The organism is Streptomyces sp. NPDC059906 (assembly GCF_042730645.1).
GTDB classification, from domain to species: domain Bacteria; phylum Actinomycetota; class Actinomycetes; order Streptomycetales; family Streptomycetaceae; genus Streptomyces; species Streptomyces rubrogriseus.
In genome coordinates this window covers 71528-86879 of the sequence record NZ_JBHWKU010000026.1, presented here as the reverse complement: position 1 = coordinate 86879, position 15352 = coordinate 71528, and the positions used below count along the sequence as shown (strand labels likewise).

The 15352-nt window shown below is 73.0% G+C and carries 13 protein-coding genes; 12 read left to right on the top strand and 1 reads right to left on the bottom strand.

Annotated elements, in window-relative coordinates; genetic code table 11:
• The first annotated feature begins 62 nt into the window (after window positions 1-62).
• The 5 genes from ACFV9J_RS30720 (at window position 63) to ACFV9J_RS30700 (ending at window position 7317) form a co-directional block, all read left to right on the top strand.
• Window positions 63-1418 (top strand): ABC transporter substrate-binding protein, encoded by a 1356-nt coding sequence (locus tag ACFV9J_RS30720; RefSeq protein ID WP_385359492.1) that lies wholly within the window; start codon window positions 63-65, stop codon window positions 1416-1418.
• A gap of 26 nt (window positions 1419-1444) precedes the next feature.
• Window positions 1445-3490, top strand: coding sequence for a beta-galactosidase (locus tag ACFV9J_RS30715; RefSeq protein ID WP_385359490.1), 2046 nt, complete (start codon window positions 1445-1447; stop codon window positions 3488-3490).
• A 127-nt stretch (window positions 3491-3617) separates the two neighbouring features.
• Complete coding sequence (locus ACFV9J_RS30710) at window positions 3618-5657, top strand: RICIN domain-containing protein (RefSeq protein WP_385359488.1); 2040 nt, start codon at window positions 3618-3620, stop codon at window positions 5655-5657.
• A gap of 93 nt (window positions 5658-5750) precedes the next feature.
• Window positions 5751-6404, top strand: coding sequence for a sugar O-acetyltransferase (locus ACFV9J_RS30705; protein ID WP_385359485.1), 654 nt, complete (start codon window positions 5751-5753; stop codon window positions 6402-6404).
• A 121-nt stretch (window positions 6405-6525) separates the two neighbouring features.
• Window positions 6526-7317, top strand: a complete 792-nt coding sequence (locus ACFV9J_RS30700) for an SAM-dependent methyltransferase (protein WP_385359482.1) — start codon at window positions 6526-6528, stop codon at window positions 7315-7317.
• A gap of 26 nt (window positions 7318-7343) precedes the next feature.
• Here the strand turns inward: ACFV9J_RS30700 and ACFV9J_RS30695 are convergent, their stop codons facing one another.
• A complete protein-coding gene (locus ACFV9J_RS30695; protein WP_385359479.1) occupies window positions 7344-7520 on the bottom strand; it encodes a hypothetical protein in 177 nt (58 codons plus the stop codon).
• A 374-nt stretch (window positions 7521-7894) separates the two neighbouring features.
• Between ACFV9J_RS30695 and ACFV9J_RS30690 the strand changes: the two genes are divergently transcribed.
• The 7 genes from ACFV9J_RS30690 (at window position 7895) to ACFV9J_RS30660 (ending at window position 15231) form a co-directional block, all read left to right on the top strand.
• Window positions 7895-8332, top strand: a complete 438-nt coding sequence (locus ACFV9J_RS30690; RefSeq protein WP_385359477.1) for a hypothetical protein — start codon at window positions 7895-7897, stop codon at window positions 8330-8332.
• Between the two features lie 85 nt (window positions 8333-8417).
• Window positions 8418-9011, top strand: coding sequence for an MSMEG_1061 family FMN-dependent PPOX-type flavoprotein (locus ACFV9J_RS30685; RefSeq protein ID WP_385359475.1), 594 nt, complete (start codon window positions 8418-8420; stop codon window positions 9009-9011).
• A 102-nt stretch (window positions 9012-9113) separates the two neighbouring features.
• On the top strand, window positions 9114-9992 hold the full coding sequence (gene cdtA / locus ACFV9J_RS30680) for a siderophore ABC transporter ATP-binding protein CdtA (RefSeq protein ID WP_385359473.1): 879 nt from the start codon (window positions 9114-9116) through the stop codon (window positions 9990-9992).
• A complete protein-coding gene (gene cdtB, locus ACFV9J_RS30675; RefSeq protein WP_385359470.1) occupies window positions 9989-10981 on the top strand; it encodes a siderophore ABC transporter substrate-binding protein CdtB in 993 nt (330 codons plus the stop codon). The genes cdtA and cdtB overlap by 4 nt, the downstream gene beginning before the upstream one ends.
• 7 nt (window positions 10982-10988) lie before the next feature.
• Window positions 10989-13073: a siderophore ABC transporter permease CdtC gene (gene cdtC / locus ACFV9J_RS30670; protein WP_385359468.1), complete on the top strand. Its 2085-nt coding sequence runs from the start codon at window positions 10989-10991 to the stop codon at window positions 13071-13073.
• A 65-nt stretch (window positions 13074-13138) separates the two neighbouring features.
• Window positions 13139-13735: an exonuclease domain-containing protein gene (locus ACFV9J_RS30665; protein ID WP_385359466.1), complete on the top strand. Its 597-nt coding sequence runs from the start codon at window positions 13139-13141 to the stop codon at window positions 13733-13735.
• Window positions 13736-13893: 158 nt separating this feature from the next.
• A complete protein-coding gene (locus ACFV9J_RS30660; protein WP_385359464.1) occupies window positions 13894-15231 on the top strand; it encodes a lipase family protein in 1338 nt (445 codons plus the stop codon).
• Window positions 15232-15352: the final 121 nt, after the last annotated feature.

Here is a 15352-nt window from a genome sequence, read left to right as displayed (position 1 = left end):
CCAACGACCCCGCCGGCCCTCAACGGTGCCGGTTCCGGCCACGAAGAAGTGGAAGCACGCCCATGCCCACACACCTGACCAAGCACTCGCGCCGCCTCCTGCGCGGCACGGTCCTCGTCTGCGCCCTCGCCCTGGGAGCGACCGCCTGCGGCGACTCCGACGACGGGGGATCGAGCCGGAAGGCCGTCTCCGAGGCGGACATACAGGCGGCCCTCAAGGAGGGCGGCACCATCACGGTGTGGGCCTGGGAGCCCACGCTCAAGCAGGTGGCCACCGACTTCGAGAAGGAACACCCGGGCGTCAAGGTCGACCTGGTCAACGCGGGGACCAACAAGGACCAGTACACGGCGCTGCAGAACGCCATCTCGGCGAAGAAGGGCGTCCCGGACGTCGCGCAGATCGAGTACTACGCGATGGGTCAGTACGCCCTGACCAAGCAGCTCACCGACCTCAAGTCCTTCGGCGCCGACAAGCTCTCCGCCCAGTTCTCCCCCGGCCCGTGGAACGGGGTGAAGGCGGGTTCGGACGGCATCTACGCGCTGCCGATGGACTCCGGCCCGATGGCGCTGTTCTACAACAAGAAGGTCTTCGACAAGTACGACATCAAGGTGCCCACCACCTGGGCCGAGTACCTGGACGCCGCCCGCGACCTGCACAAGGCCGACCCGAAGGCGTACATCACCGCCGACAACGGCGACGCCGGGTTCGCCACCAGCATGCTCTGGCAGGCCGGTTCGCGCCCCTACACGGTCGACGGCACCAAGGTGAAGGTCGACTTCTCCGACCAGGGCGCCAAGACCTTCACCGGCACCTGGCAGCAGCTCATCGACGAGAAGCTGCTCGCCTCCGTCCCCGCCTGGACCGACGAGTGGTACAAGGGCCTCGGCGACGGCAGCATCGCGACGCTGGCGACCGGCGCCTGGATGCCCGCCAACCTGGAGTCCGGCGCGAAGGCGGCCTCCGGTGACTGGCGGGTCGCCCCGATGCCGCAGTGGACCGCGGGCGGCAAGGTCAGCGCCGAGAACGGCGGCAGCGCGCTCGCGCTCCCGGAACTCGGCAGGAACGAGGCACTGGCGTACGCCTTCGTCGAGTACGCGAACGCCGGGGACGGCGTGCAGACCCGGCTGGAGAACGGCGCCTTCCCGGCGACCACCGCCGACCTGCAGTCCACCGAGTTCCAGGACACCGCGTTCCCGTACTTCGGCGGCCAGAAGGCCAACAAGATCTTCGCCGAGTCGGCCGCGGACGTCCCCGACGACTGGTCGTACCTGCCCTACCAGGTCTACGCGAACTCCGTCTTCAACGACACCGTCGGCAAGGCCTACGTCTCCGACACCACGCTGGCCGAGGGTCTGGAGGCCTGGCAGGAGGCCTCGGTCAAGTACGGCGAGGAGCAGGGCTTCACCGTCGAGAAGTAGCGCACGCCCCCACCGGAAGGACCGCCATGATCTCCACCCTCCACTCCCGCCTGCACCGCGGGGCGGACGGTGCGCCCGCCCCGCGTCTCGCCTACGGCGCCGACTACAACCCCGAGCAGTGGCCCCGGGAGGTGTGGGAGGAGGACGTACGGCTGATGCGGGAGGCCGGGGTCAACATCGTGTCGCTCGGCATCTTCTCCTGGGCCCGCGTCCAGCCGGGGCCGGACACCTGGGACTTCGCCTGGCTCGACGAGGTGATGGACCTGCTGCACGAGCACGGCGTCGGCGTCGACCTGGCGACCGCCACCGCGTCCCCGCCGCCCTGGCTGACCACCGCGCACCCCGAGATCCTCCCGGTCACCGACCGGGGCGAGACGCTGTGGCCGGGAGCGCGTCAGCACTGGCGCCCGACCTCGCCCGTCTTCCGGGAGCACGCCCTGCGCCTGGTGCGGAAGCTGGCGACCCGCTACGCCGGCCATCCGGCCCTCGTCGCCTGGCACGTCAACAACGAGCTGGGCTGCCACAACGTCTACGACTACTCCGACGACGCCGCCCGCGCCTTCCGGGACTGGCTGCGCGCGCGGTACGGCACCACGGACGCCCTCAACCACGCCTGGGGCACGGCGTTCTGGTCGCAGCGCTACGGCGACTGGGCGGAGGTCCTGCCGCCCCGGCTGGCGGCCTCGCACCCGAACCCGACCCAGCAGCTGGACTTCAAGCGCTTCTCCTCGGACGCGCTCAAGGACCACCTGCGCGCGGAGCGGGACCTGCTGCGGGAGCTGACCCCGGACGTCCCGGTCACCACCAACTTCATGGTGATGCCCGGCACCAAGGGCATGAACTACGCGGACTGGGCCGGCGAGGTCGACTTCGTCGCCAACGACCACTACGTCGTCCCGCACCCCCAGGCCCGCGACGAGCTGTCGTTCTCGGCGAACCTCACCAGCGGCATCGCGGGCGGCCGCCCGTGGTTCCTGATGGAGCACTCCACCAGCGCGGTGAACTGGCAGCCCGTCAACCTGGCCAAGGAACCGGGCGAGATGGCCCGGGACTCGCTGACGCACGTGGCGCACGGCGCCGACGCGGTGTGCTTCTTCCAGTGGCGCCAGTCGGCGGCCGGCGCCGAGAAGTACCACTCGGCGATGGTCCCGCACGCCGGGGCGGACAGCGACCTGTTCCGCGCGGTCACCGCGCTCGGCGACACCCTGAGAACGCTCGCGCCGGTCGCCGGGAGCGAGCGGGAGCCCGCCGAGGTCGGCATCCTCTTCGACTGGGAGTCCCGGTGGGCCAGCGAGCAGGACTCGCACCCCACCTCCCTGCTCGACTACCACCAGGAGGCGCTCGACTGGTACTCGGCGCTGCTCTCCCTGGGCGTCCGCGCCGACGTCGTCACCACCGGCGCCGACCTGAGCCGCCACCGGATGCTGATCGCGCCGGTGCTGCACCTGGTCCCGGCCGAGCTGGCCAAGGACCTCACGCGCTACGCCGAGCAGGGCGGGCACCTGGTCACCACGTACTTCTCGGGCATCGTGGACGAGAACGACCACGTCTGGCTGGGCGGCTACCCGGGCGCACTGCGGGACCTGCTCGGCATCCGCGTCGAGGAGTTCGGTCCGCTGCCCGCCGGGCAGCGCGTGGAGCTGGACGGCGCGGGCAGCGGAGGCCTGTGGACCGACCGGATCACCGTGACCGCGCCGGAGACCGAGGTCCTGGCGCACTACCGCACCGGCGCCCATGCGGGCCGCCCCGCCGTCACCCGGCGTCCGGCGGGCGGCGGTTCGGCCGCCTACGTCTCCACCCGGCTCGGCGCCGACGGGCTCGCCGCGCTGCTGCCGAGGCTGCTGGAGCCGGCCGGGGTGACGAGCGAGCTGCCCGCCTCGGTGCGGGGACGGGTCGAGGCCACCGTGCGCCGGGGCGCCGGGGGGCGGTTCCTGTTCCTGGTCAACCGGACCGACGAGGCCGTGACCGTCCCCGGGCTCACCGGAGACGTCCTGGTGGGCGACACCGGTGACGAGGGCGCCGTCGTCCTGGCGGGCCGCGGGGTCGCCGTCCTGCGTACGCCCGCCTCCTAGGCGTCCTCCCCGCACCACCCCATGCTCCCCGGAGCGGGCACGGACCGCTCCGGGGCCATCCCCCGCTGCCCCGCACCTGGCGGCAGGGGCCACCGCAGCGACCACACCTTTCCGTTGGGAGCACACGATGGCACGCCGTACCCGCAGCAGACGCCTCCTCGGCGCCGCGGTCCTGACCGCTCTGACCACCGGGGCCGCCCTGCTCGGCGTCCCCGCGCAGGCCGAACCGGCCGCCGCCCCCGCCTCCGTCACGGTGCGACCGGACCCCTCGTACCAGCAGGAGAAGTTCGAGGGCTGGGGCACCAGCCTGGTCTGGTTCGCCAACGCCACCGGCGACTACCCGCCCGAGATCCGCGAGAAGCTGGCCCGCCTGCTGTTCGGCGACGACGGCCTCGGACTCAACATCGCCCGCTACAACATCGGCGGCGGCAACGCGCCGGACGTCAAGGACTACCTGCGGGCCGGCGGGGCGGTCGAGGGCTGGTGGCAGGCGCCCGAGGGCACCACGCGCGAGGACACCGACTGGTGGAGCGCCGACGACCCGGCCGACTGGAACGAGGACGCCGACGCCGCCCAGCGCTGGTGGGTCGAGCGCATCAAGGACGACATCGACCACTGGGAGACGTTCAGCAACTCCCCGCCCTGGTTCATGACCGTCAGCGGTTACGTCTCCGGCGGCTTCGACTCCTCCGCCGACCAGCTCAGGTCCGAGTCGGTCGACGACTTCGCCGCCTACGTGGCCGGGGCGACCAGGCGGCTGGAGAAGGCCGAGGGCATCGAGGTCGACACCGTCGACCCGTTCAACGAGCCCAACACCCCGTACTGGGGTACACAGCTCGGCGCGGACGGCGAACCCGTCGGCGGCCGGCAGGAGGGCGCCCACATGGGTCCCGAACTGCAGCGCAAGGTGCTCCGGGCCCTCGCGCCCGCGCTGAAGAAGGCGAAGGTCGAGGCGGGCATCTCGGCCATGGACGAGACCAACCCGGGGACCTTCGCCGAGAACTGGAGCGGCTACTCCGACGCCGACCGCGCCCTCGTCGGGCAGCTGAACGTCCACACCTACGGCACCGGGCAGCGCACCACCGTGCGGGACCTCGCCAAGGCCGCGGACAAGCCGCTGTGGATGAGCGAGGTGGGCGGCGACTGGGGCGACGGCCAGGACTTCGCGGACATGCGGCCCGGCCTCGGCCTCGCCCAGCAGATCGTCGACGACCTGCGGGAACTGGAGCCCCGCGCCTGGGTGTTCTGGCAGCCCGTCGAGGACTACGACAACATGAAGCCGGGCGGCGAGTCCGCGAAGGGCGGCAACTGGGGCAGCATCCAGCTCCCGTTCGACTGCACGGCCCAGGACACCCTGGAGACCTGCCCGATCCGGACCAACACCAAGTTCGACACCGCCCGCAACTTCACCCACTTCATCAAGCCCGGCGACCGGCTGATCCGGACGGACGACACCTCCAGCGCCGCCGCCGTCACCCGCGACGGCAAGGGCGCCTCGGTCGTCCACGTCAACCGCACCGCCGAGGCCCGCACGGTCACCCTCGACCTGTCCAAGTTCCGCGACGTGAGCCGCCGGGCCACCGTCACCCCGGTCGTGACCAGCGCCGACGGCAAGCTGGAGCGGCAGGCCCCGATCCGGGTGAGCGACCGCACGGCCACCTTCACCGTGCCCGCCCAGTCCGTCACCTCGTTCGCGGTCCAGGGCGTCTCGGGGGTCGCGAAGGACGCAGCCGGGCTGCGCAAGGGGCACACCTACACGCTGACCGGCGTGCAGAGCGGCAAGGCCCTCACCGTGGCCGCGGACGGCACGCACCTGGTCCTCGGCTCCGGCGCCGACGCGAGCGCCGAGCAGTGGCGGCTGAGCGCGGTGCGCCAGGACAGCGGCGTCCGCGACCGCTACGTCTTCACCCGGCCCGAGGACGGCACGCGCCTCGCCGTGCGCGACGACGTCCCGGTGGCCGAGCCCGACACGAGCAGGCGGGACCGGGCCGCCGAGTGGCTCGCCTCGAGCACCGGCGACGGCACCTGGACCCTGGTAAACGCGGCCACCGGGCGGCTGCTCGAAGTGGGCGGCCAGGCGACCCACGACGGTGCCGCCGTCACGACCTGGCCGCCCAACTCCGGTGCCAACCAGCGCTGGACGCTGACGGACGTGTCCGCCGGCTGACCCTTTCCCCGGTTGCCGGCGGTCCCGCCCGCACGCCCACCGGCGCTGCGGACGGGGCCGCCGGCCCACCCCGTACGGACGCGAGGAGACCGCATGACCACCGACCCCCGTAAGCGCGAGGTCCGCCGCCGGATGGCGGCCCGTGAGCTGTACTCGGACGGTGCCCCGGGGCTTCGGGCCCTGACGGAGGAGCGGCTGCGCGGCAAGGAGCTGGCCGACGCCTACAACCGGACCGGCGCACGGGACGAGGAGGGCCGCCGGGCGCTCCTGGAGGAGATGCTCGCCTCGCTCGGCACGGGGGTGTGGATCGAGCCGCCGCTGCACGTGGCCTACGGCAGCCGGGTGCACCTGGGCGACGACGTGTACGCCAACTTCGGCCTCACCCTCGTCGACGACGTCGAGGTCTTCGTCGGCGACCGGGTGATGTTCGCCCCGCACGTGACGGTCAGCACCACCGGGCACCCCGTCCACCCGGACCTGCGCAGGGACGGCACCCAGTTCTCGGCGCCGGTGCGCATCGAGGACGACGTGTGGATCGGGGCGGGCGCGCTGATCATGCCGGGGGTGACCGTCGGCCGGGGATCGGTGGTCGGCGCGGGCAGTGTGGTGACGGCACACGTGCCGCCGATGACGGTCGTGGCCGGGGCTCCGGCGCGGGTGCTGCGCAAGATCACCGACGCCGACCGCGAGTGGAGCTACCGTCCGCCCCGCACCCTGGGCCCGAGTGGGGACGGGGAACCGGAGTGACCGGGGTGACCGGGGTGAGCGGCAACTTCCGCCGCCCGTCCGGCCCATGGCACGGCTCCGCCGCAGTACGATGATCCAGAACTGCGGCGGAGCGTCACCCTCCCGGAGCACGGAGCCTGCCATGACCACGGACCACACCCAGCCTCCCCACATCGACACCGGCCGGGCCCACCCCGCGCGGGTCTACGACTGGCTGCTGGGCGGCAAGGACAACTACCCGGTCGACGAGGCGGTGGGCGAGACCCTGCCGCCCGAGGCGCGGGACGCGGCGCGGCAGAACCGCGCGTTCATGAACCGCGCGGTGGCGCACCTCGCCGCGCGGGGCATCGACCAGTTCCTGGACATCGGCACGGGCATCCCGACCGAGCCGAACCTGCACCAGATCGTCCAGCGGACGGTGCCGACGGCCCGGATCGTCTACGCCGACAACGACCCGATCGTGCTGCGGCACGCGGAGGCCCTGCTGGTCAGCAGTCCCGAGGGGGCCACGGACTACATCCAGGCCGATGTCCGCGAGCCCCAGGAGATCGTGCGGCACGCCCGCGGGATCCTGGACTTCGACCGGCCGATCGCACTGTCGCTGATCGCCCTGATGCACTTCGTCCCCGACGACCAGGACGCCCACGGGATCGTCCGGGGTCTGGTCGAGACCCTCCCCGCGGGCAGCCACCTGGTCCTCTCGCACGCCGCGCTCGACCTCTTCCCCGAGCTGGCGGAGCAGGTGATCGCCCAGTACGCCAAGGGCGGCATCCGCCTCGGCTTCCGTACCCGGGCGGAGGTCGCCCGCTTCTTCGACGGCCTGGAGATGGTGCCGCCCGGCCTGGTCACGGCCACCGAGTGGTACGGCGAGGGCCTGGAGCCGCCCGCGCCCGAGGAGAGCGGTATCTACGCGGGCGTGGCGCGCATCCCCTGACGGGGACGGGGACGCGCGGCGGTGGCTCAGCGGCGGCGCCCGCGCGGCGCCCAGCCGCTGCCGATCCCGGCGACGTGCAGGGCCAGCAGGGCGAGGCCGATGAGCATGACGTTGGTGGCGGTGAAGACGTCGTTGGTCGAGACCTCCGCCGCGTTGATCAGCCAGGCGATGAGGAACAGAACCGCCGCGATGATGGCGAGCACGGTGTACACCCCTTCGGATCGGCGGCACCGGAGCGGCGCCGTGTCTCGCGTATGCCCCCGACGGGCCGCGTGACACAGCGGGGGGGGCACCGCGCGCTTCGTACAGTGGAGGACCGGACCGCGGCGAAACCGCCCGGTCCCTCCCGCGCCCCGCCCCGGAGCCCTCATGCACGACCCGTCCACCGCGCCGGACGACGGCTTCGGCACGCGGTTCGGCCTGGACGCCCTGACGCCCGGTCCGCCGCCCGCCGCCGGACCGCTCTTGCGGGACTCCGCGGCCGGCAGGTCCTCGCCCGGTTCCCGGACGCCCGCGTGGTCGAGGTGGGCTCCCGGGGCTGCACGGCAACGAGGGCAGCGTCGAGCGCTGGGTGCGCGTGAAGGGCGAGCCGAACCAGTGCGACGCCGAGGCCCGGGTCTACGGCATCGGTGAGAACGGCGACTGCTCGGTGGACGCCCTGCTCTGCGACAACACCGCGGACCTGGTGCACGCCTTCCGGCAGTGGCCGACGGCCAAGGTCTCCTTCGCGACGAAGTTCGTCAATCCCGACCTGCTCGCCCTGGACCCGCGCGGCCGGAGACTTCCCGAAGTGATCATGCTGAAGCACAACCGGGGCCTGTACGAGGTCAACCTGGGCCGGCATCCCCGCGCCGAGGAAGCGCTGTGGCGGCCGGAGGTCCAGCAGGCCGAGCGCTCGGAGAACGGCGCGCTCAACGTGCGCTACCGGGCGGACGTCAAGGCCGGGGCGGTGGCCCGGCTCCGTGCACTGGTCGCCGCCCACGCGCCCTGGCTGCGGATCCGCTACGCCTTCTGAGGGCAGCCCCCGATATTGTTGCGTGTGCAACAACCACCGGAGGCAACGCTTCCGGCAGTTCCGCGAGCACACTTGGGAGCCGGCCTTGCCGCACACGATCGACACGACCGGAGACCGGCCGGACGCCGCCACCGCGACCGCCGCCACCGCCGCCACCGCCGCCGAAGAGGGCTGGGTCGAACTCGGCTCGCGCGCGCAACTGCGTGAGCTGCTGGGCGAACCCTGGCCCATCGTCATCGACAAGGTGCACGACCGGCTCACGGACGACGACCGGCACATCCTGGCCCGCTCCCCCTTCTGCCTCCTGGCGACCTCCGACGCGGGCGGCAACTGCGACGTCTCGCCGCGCGGCGACGCACCCGGCTTCACCCACGTCCTCGACGCCCGCACCCTGGCCCTGCCGGAACGGGCGGGCAACCGACGCGGGGACAGCTTCCACAACGTCCTCGACAATCCGCACGCCGGCCTGCTCTATCTGGTCCCCGGCGGCAAGGAGGTGCTCCGGGTCAACGGCCGGGCCCGCATCCTCACCGACGCGCCCTTCTTCGACGCGATGGCGCGCGACGGACGGCGTCCGGACCTCGCCCTGCTCCTGGAGATCGACGAGATCTACCTGCACTGCCCGATGTCCCTGAACCGGGCGGGGCTGTGGAAATCCGGTTCCGCACAAGCGAGTTGAGCCTTCGCGCCGACCACGGAACGAGGGACGGGACAGCACCCGCGGAGCCCGTGTGACCCCCGTCTCTACCAGCACTTTTTAGGTTAGGCTAACCTTCACTGCGTGAGATCAGGTGAAGACGCAGCCGGTACCCCGCGCCTGCGCGGACACGAGCTGTCGGCCACGGGCGTGACCGTCGCGTACGACGGAGTCGATGTCGTGCACGACGCGGGGGTCAGGCTCAGGCCCGGCGAAGTGACCGTCCTGGTGGGCCCGAACGGCAGCGGGAAGTCGACGCTGCTGCGGACCGTGGCCCGGTTGCAGCGGGCCCGCAGTGCCACGCTCAGCCTGGACGGCGCCATCGACGGGCTGGCGCTGACGTCCCGTGAGTTCTCGCGGTACGTCGCCCTGCTGACGCAGGGCCGTCCGACGCCCGGCGGGCTGACCGTGCGGGACGTCGTCGAGTTCGGCCGCTACCCGTACCGGGGCCGCTGGGGACGGCCCGATCCGGACGGCCCCGCCGCCGTCGAGCGGGCGCTCGCGCTCACCGGCGTCGACGGCCTGGCCGACCGCGGCGCGGACCACCTCTCCGGCGGGCAGCTGCAGCGGGTGTGGCTCGCGAGCTGTCTCGCCCAGGAGACCGGCGTACTGCTCCTGGACGAACCCACGACCTACCTCGACCTGCGCTACCAGGTCGAACTCCTGGACCTGATCCGCGACCTGGCGGACGACCACGGCATCGCCGTCGGTGTCGTCCTGCACGACCTCGACCAGGCGGCGGCCGTCGCCGACCGGATCACGCTCCTCGAAGCGGGCCGGATCGTCGCCGACGGCCCGCCCGAGGACGTGCTGACGCCACAGCGGCTCACCGCCGTCTACGGCATCCGGATCGACGTCGACACCGACCCCCTGACCGGCCGGCTGCGCACCCGCCCGATCGGCCGCCACCACATACGCACCCCCCGCACACGAACCCCCGAAAGGCTCGGCACCACCTCATGAGACGCCTCCTGCTCACCGCGGCCGCCACCACCGCCGCGGCGCTCACCCTCGCCGCCTGCGGCACCACCGAACCCGCCGCCGACAAGACGGAGAAGACGGAGAAGAAGGCCTCCGAGGCGATCACGCTCAAGGACGGCAAGGGCACCGAGGTGAAGCTCGACGGGCCGGCCACCAAGGTCGTCGCCACCGAGTGGAACGTCGTCGAGAGCCTCGTCTCGCTCGGGGTCGACCCGGTCGGCGTCGCGGACGTCAAGGGCTACAAGACCTGGGACAGCGCCGTTCCGCTCAAGAACGAGCCGAAGGACATCGGCACCCGCGGCGAGCCGAGCATGGACACCGTCGCCTCCCTCGCCCCCGACCTCATCGTCGCCACCACGGACCTCACCCCGGCCGCCGTGAAGCAGCTGCGCGAGGTCGCGCCGGTGATCGAGGTGACGTCCGCCGACGGCACCGGTCAGATCGACCAGATGCTGGAGAACGTCGACCTCATCGCCAAGGCCACCGGCACCACGGACAAGGCGAAGTCGCTGCGCGAGGACTTCGAGGCCAAGGTCGCCGAGGGCAAGAAGGCCCTGGCCGACGCCGGGATGGCCGGCAAGGACATCGCCTTCGCGGACGGCTACGTCGCCTCCAACCAGGTCTCGATCCGCCCCTACACGGCGACCTCGCTCCTCGGCGAGGTCAACGAGGCCATCGGTCTGAAGAACGCCTGGACGGTGAAGGGCGACGAAGCCTACGGCCTCGGCACCATCGACGTCGAGGGCCTGACCAAGCTCCCCGAGGACACCCAGTTCGCCTACATCGGCAACGACGACGACCCGAGCGCCACCCCCTTCACCGGTGAGCTGGCCGAGAACCCGGTGTGGAAGTCCCTGCCGTTCGTGAAGGCCGGGGACGTGCACCGCCTCGACGACGGCATCTGGATGTTCGGCGGTCCCGGGTCGATGGAGGCGTACATCGACGCCGTCGTCGGCGCGCTGACGAAGTAGCGGGGCCATGGCCGTCACCACGACCGAACCCGCCACCGAGCCCACGGCGGCCCGTCCGCCGGAGGGCCTCACCTCCCGGTCGGGCGCGGCCGCGGTGACGGCCGGAATCGTCCTGCTGGTCGCCGTCCTCGCCGTCGTCGACATCACCCAGGGCACCGCCGCCGTCGGATCCTCCGAGGTCTTCAAGGCCCTGACCGGCCGGGCGGACCCCGACGACGCGTCCGTCGTCGTCGCCTCCCGGCTGCCCCGGATGACCGCGGGGCTCCTGGTCGGCGCCGTGCTCGGCATGGCGGGCGCCGTGCTCCAGGCGGTCAGCCGCAACGTGCTCGCCTCGCCCGACACCCTCGCGGTGAACGCGGGTTCCTATCTGGCGCTCGGGCTGGCCGGCGCCACCGGCGTCTCGCTGCCGATGCTCGCCTCGTCCGGCATCGCCTTCCTGGGCGGCCTGGCGGCGGCGGCCGTCGTGCTCGGACTGTCCGGCCTCGGCACGGGCACCGTCCGGCTCGTGCTGGCCGGCACCGCGCTGATGCTGGGTCTGCACTCCATGACGCAGGCACTCCTGCTGCTCTTCCCGGAGCAGACGAAGGGCCTGTACGAGTGGAACCAGGGCAGCATCGCCCAGAACGGCTTCGACGGCGTCCTGCAGATGCTGCCGATCGCCCTGGCCGGCCTGGCCGGCCTGCTGCTGACGGCCCGCCGGGTGGACGCGCTGGCCCTCGGCGACGACGCGGCGCGCGGTCTCGGCGTCCCGGTGCGGGCGACCCGTCTCACGGTCGTCGTGCTCGCGGCGCTGCTCTCCGCCGCCGCGGTCACGCTCGCCGGACCGATCGGCTTCGTCGGCCTGTGCGCACCCGCCCTGGTGCGCCCGCTCGCCCGCCGCTTCCGCGGCTTCAGCCGCTCCCGTACGGCCATGCCCGCGGCGGCGCTCACCGGCGCGGCCCTGGTGCTCGGTTCGGACGTGCTGCTGCGGGCGCTGATCGCGGACGACCGCTCGGTGTCCGTGCCCACGGGCGTCGTCACCAGCCTGGTCGGTGCCGTGTTCCTGGTCGCCATGGCGCTGCGCGTACGGGACACCGCCGGGGCCGGGGCACCGGACCGGCTGCGGATCCCGAGCCGGGCGGTGTTCCTGGCCACGGTCACCGTCCTGGTCGTGGTCCTGGTCGGGCTCGTGATCGCCGCCGTGCTGGTGGGCGACAGCAAGCTGCTGCTCGGCGACGTCGTCAACTGGGCCCAGGGCCGGGCCGGCCGGACCGTCTCCTTCGTGCTGGACACGCGGGTGCCGCGGGTGCTCGCCGCGCTGGGCGCGGGCGCGGCGCTCGCGCTGGCCGGCACGCTCGTGCAGGCCGTCACCCGCAACCCGCTCGCGGAACCGAACGTCCTCGGCGTGACCGGCGGCGGCGCCCTGGGTGCGGTGATCCTGGTGACCACCGTGCCGGCCGCCGGGACGTGGGGCGTGGCGGGAGCCGCGTTCGCGGGGTCCGCGGTCACCGCGGTCCTCGTCTTCGGGCTCGCCGCGCGGGGCGGTTTCCGGCAGAACCGGCTGGTCCTCGTCGGCATCGGCGTGGCCTCCGGGACGGCGGCGCTGATCAGCCTGCTGATCGTGCTCACCGACCCGTTCAACGCCAACAAGGCGCTGACCTGGCTGTCGGGTTCGACCTACGGGCGGACCATGCCGGACGTCGTACCGGTCGCACTGGCGCTGCTGGCCGGCATCGGTGTCGCGGTCGCCCGGCGCACCGAGCTGGACCTGATCTCACTGGACGAGGACACGCCGCGGCTGCTCGGCCTGCGGCTGGCACCCGGGCGCCTCGGCTTCCTGGTGCTGAGCGTCGTCCTCAGCGCGACCGCGGTGGCCTGCGCGGGCACCATCGGGTTCGTCGGGCTGGTGGCGCCGCACGCGGCCCGCGCCCTGGTGGGCCGTCGGCACGTGCGGGTCGTGCCGGTCGCGATCCTCCTCGGCGCCACGCTCGTCTGCGCCGCCGACCTCCTCGGCCGGACGGTCATCGCCCCGGCCCAGCTCGGCGCCGGGCTCATGACAGCGGTGATCGGGACGCCGTACTTCCTGTACCTGCTGGTACGGAGCCGTCGCTAGGCAGCCGGGCACGGCGGGGGGAAATCCCGGTGCCGCCGGGCCGGTTGCCCGCGTACGGTGCGGGCATGGACCGGCGCGCCGCGGACGGGGGCCACGCGGGCCTGCTGAACGTCATCGACCTCGAGGCCACCTGCTGGGACGGGCAGCCGCCGCCCGGCGAGGTGAGCGAGATCATCGAGATCGGGCTCGCCGTGGTCGACCTCGACGCCCGGGAGCGGGTGGCCCGGCACCGGATCCTGGTGCGGCCCGTCCGCTCCCGCGTCAGTGCCTTCTGCACGGAGCTGACCGGCCTCACCCAGGCCGAGGTCGACCGGGGAGCGGGTTTCGCCGCGGCCTGCGAGACGCTGGTGCGCGAGCACGGCGCGGGTGTGCGGCCCTGGGCGAGCTGGGGCGACTACGACCGCAAGCAGTTCCTTGGCCAGTGCGCGGCCGACGGCGTGCCCTACCCCTTCGGCCACCCGGCCGAGCGTGCGCACACCAACGCCAAGGCGGTCTTCACCGAGGCGTACGGGCTGCGCCGGCGGCCCGGCATGGCGCAGGCCCTGGAGATCGCCGGGCTGCCCCTGGAGGGGCGGCACCACCGGGGCGTGGACGACGCCTGGAACATCGCGGCGCTGGTGCTCCGGCCGGCCGTCCTGGGTGCCTGGCCCCGCTCTTGTTAGACGTGGCGTCAAGTTACTGAACCGTAATGAGTCAGGTGCTACCCCTGGTAACCCCTGTCCGGCTACGGTCCCGTAACCCCACAGGAGCAGCGCGACCACGGCCCTGACCCCACGGGACCGCGGACGACCGGATCCGGCCCTTCCCCAGGAGGTTCGCCATGCCCCCACGTCCCCGCATGCTCGCCGCGGCGATCAGCGCCGCGCTCGCCCTCGGTGCCCAGGCGGTCCCGGCCGCGGCGGCCGGCGGCCCGGCCGGCGACTCGACGACCACGACGTCCCGCGGCGTCGAGATCCCCGCCTTCTACACCCCGCCGTCCGAACTCCCCGGCGCCGACGGCACGCTGATCCGCAGCGAGCCGCTCCCCCTGGCGCTCAGCCTGCCGGGCATCGACGGCCCGCTGCCCGGCCGGGCGACCCGGCTGATGTACAAGTCCACCGACGCGAACGGCGAAGCCGTCGCCGTGACCGGCGCCTACATCGAACCGGCCGCGAAGTGGCGCGGCGACGGGCCCCGCCCCCTGGTCGCCGTCGCGCCCGGCACCATGGGGCAGGGCGACCAGTGCGCCGCCTCGATGGCCCTGGAGCACCCGCTGCGGCTCAACGGCCAGACGGTCTCCGTCGGTTACGAGGACCTGTCGGTCTACCGGCTGCTGCTGCGCGGCGTCGCCGTCGTCGTCACCGACTACGTCGGCCTCGGCACCACCGACCGGCTGCACACCTACGTCAACCGCGTCGACGGGGCCCACGCCGTGCTGGACGCCGTACGCGCCGCCCGCTCCCTCGACTCGGCGTCGGTCACCCCGGGCTCCCGGGTGGGCCTGTTCGGGTACAGCCAGGGCGGCGGCGCCACGGCGGCGGCGGCCGAACTCCAGCCCTCCTACGCCCCGGACGTCCAACTGGCGGGCACCTACGCCGGCGCCCCGCCCGCCGACCTCACCGAGGTGACGAAGGCGATAGACGGCAGCGACCTCGCGGGCGCCCTGGGCTGGTCGCTCAACGGCTTCCTGCAGACCGAGCCCGCCCTGCGGCCCATCGCCGACCGGTACATCAACGAGGCGGGGCAGGAGGCGCTGAAGGACCTGTCGACGATGTGCGTGGGCGACGCGCTCTTCGGCTACGGCGGCGACAGCAGCACGGACTGGACGAAGACCGGTCAGTCCATCAGCGACGTCATCCGCGCCGAACCCGCGCTGCAGAGCTTCCTCGCCGAGCAGCGCATCGGCTCGACCCGGCCCGGCAGTCCGGTCCGCGTGGCCACGGGCGTCAGCGACGACCTGGTCCCCCACGGCCAGGCCCGCCGACTGGCCGTCGACTGGTGCGGCAAGGGCGCGAAGGTGACCTACGTGCCCGTACTGCTCCCGGGCGTGGGCAGCGGCCTGCTCAACCACTTCGCCCCGTTGCTCGCCGACCAGGGCAACGCCATCGCCTGGCTCACCGACCGGCTCTCCGGCGAGCGGGCCGGCTCCAACTGCTGGAGCATGCCCGTACAGCCCTGAGCCCTGCCCCCGGCATGCGCCGACCCCGGGTTCCTGCACAGAATTCGCTCAGGCGAATCGTGGCGGTGCGACGGAGAGGCGACGGCGTGGTGGAGGCGAAGCCCGACGGCGGGTCCGGTCC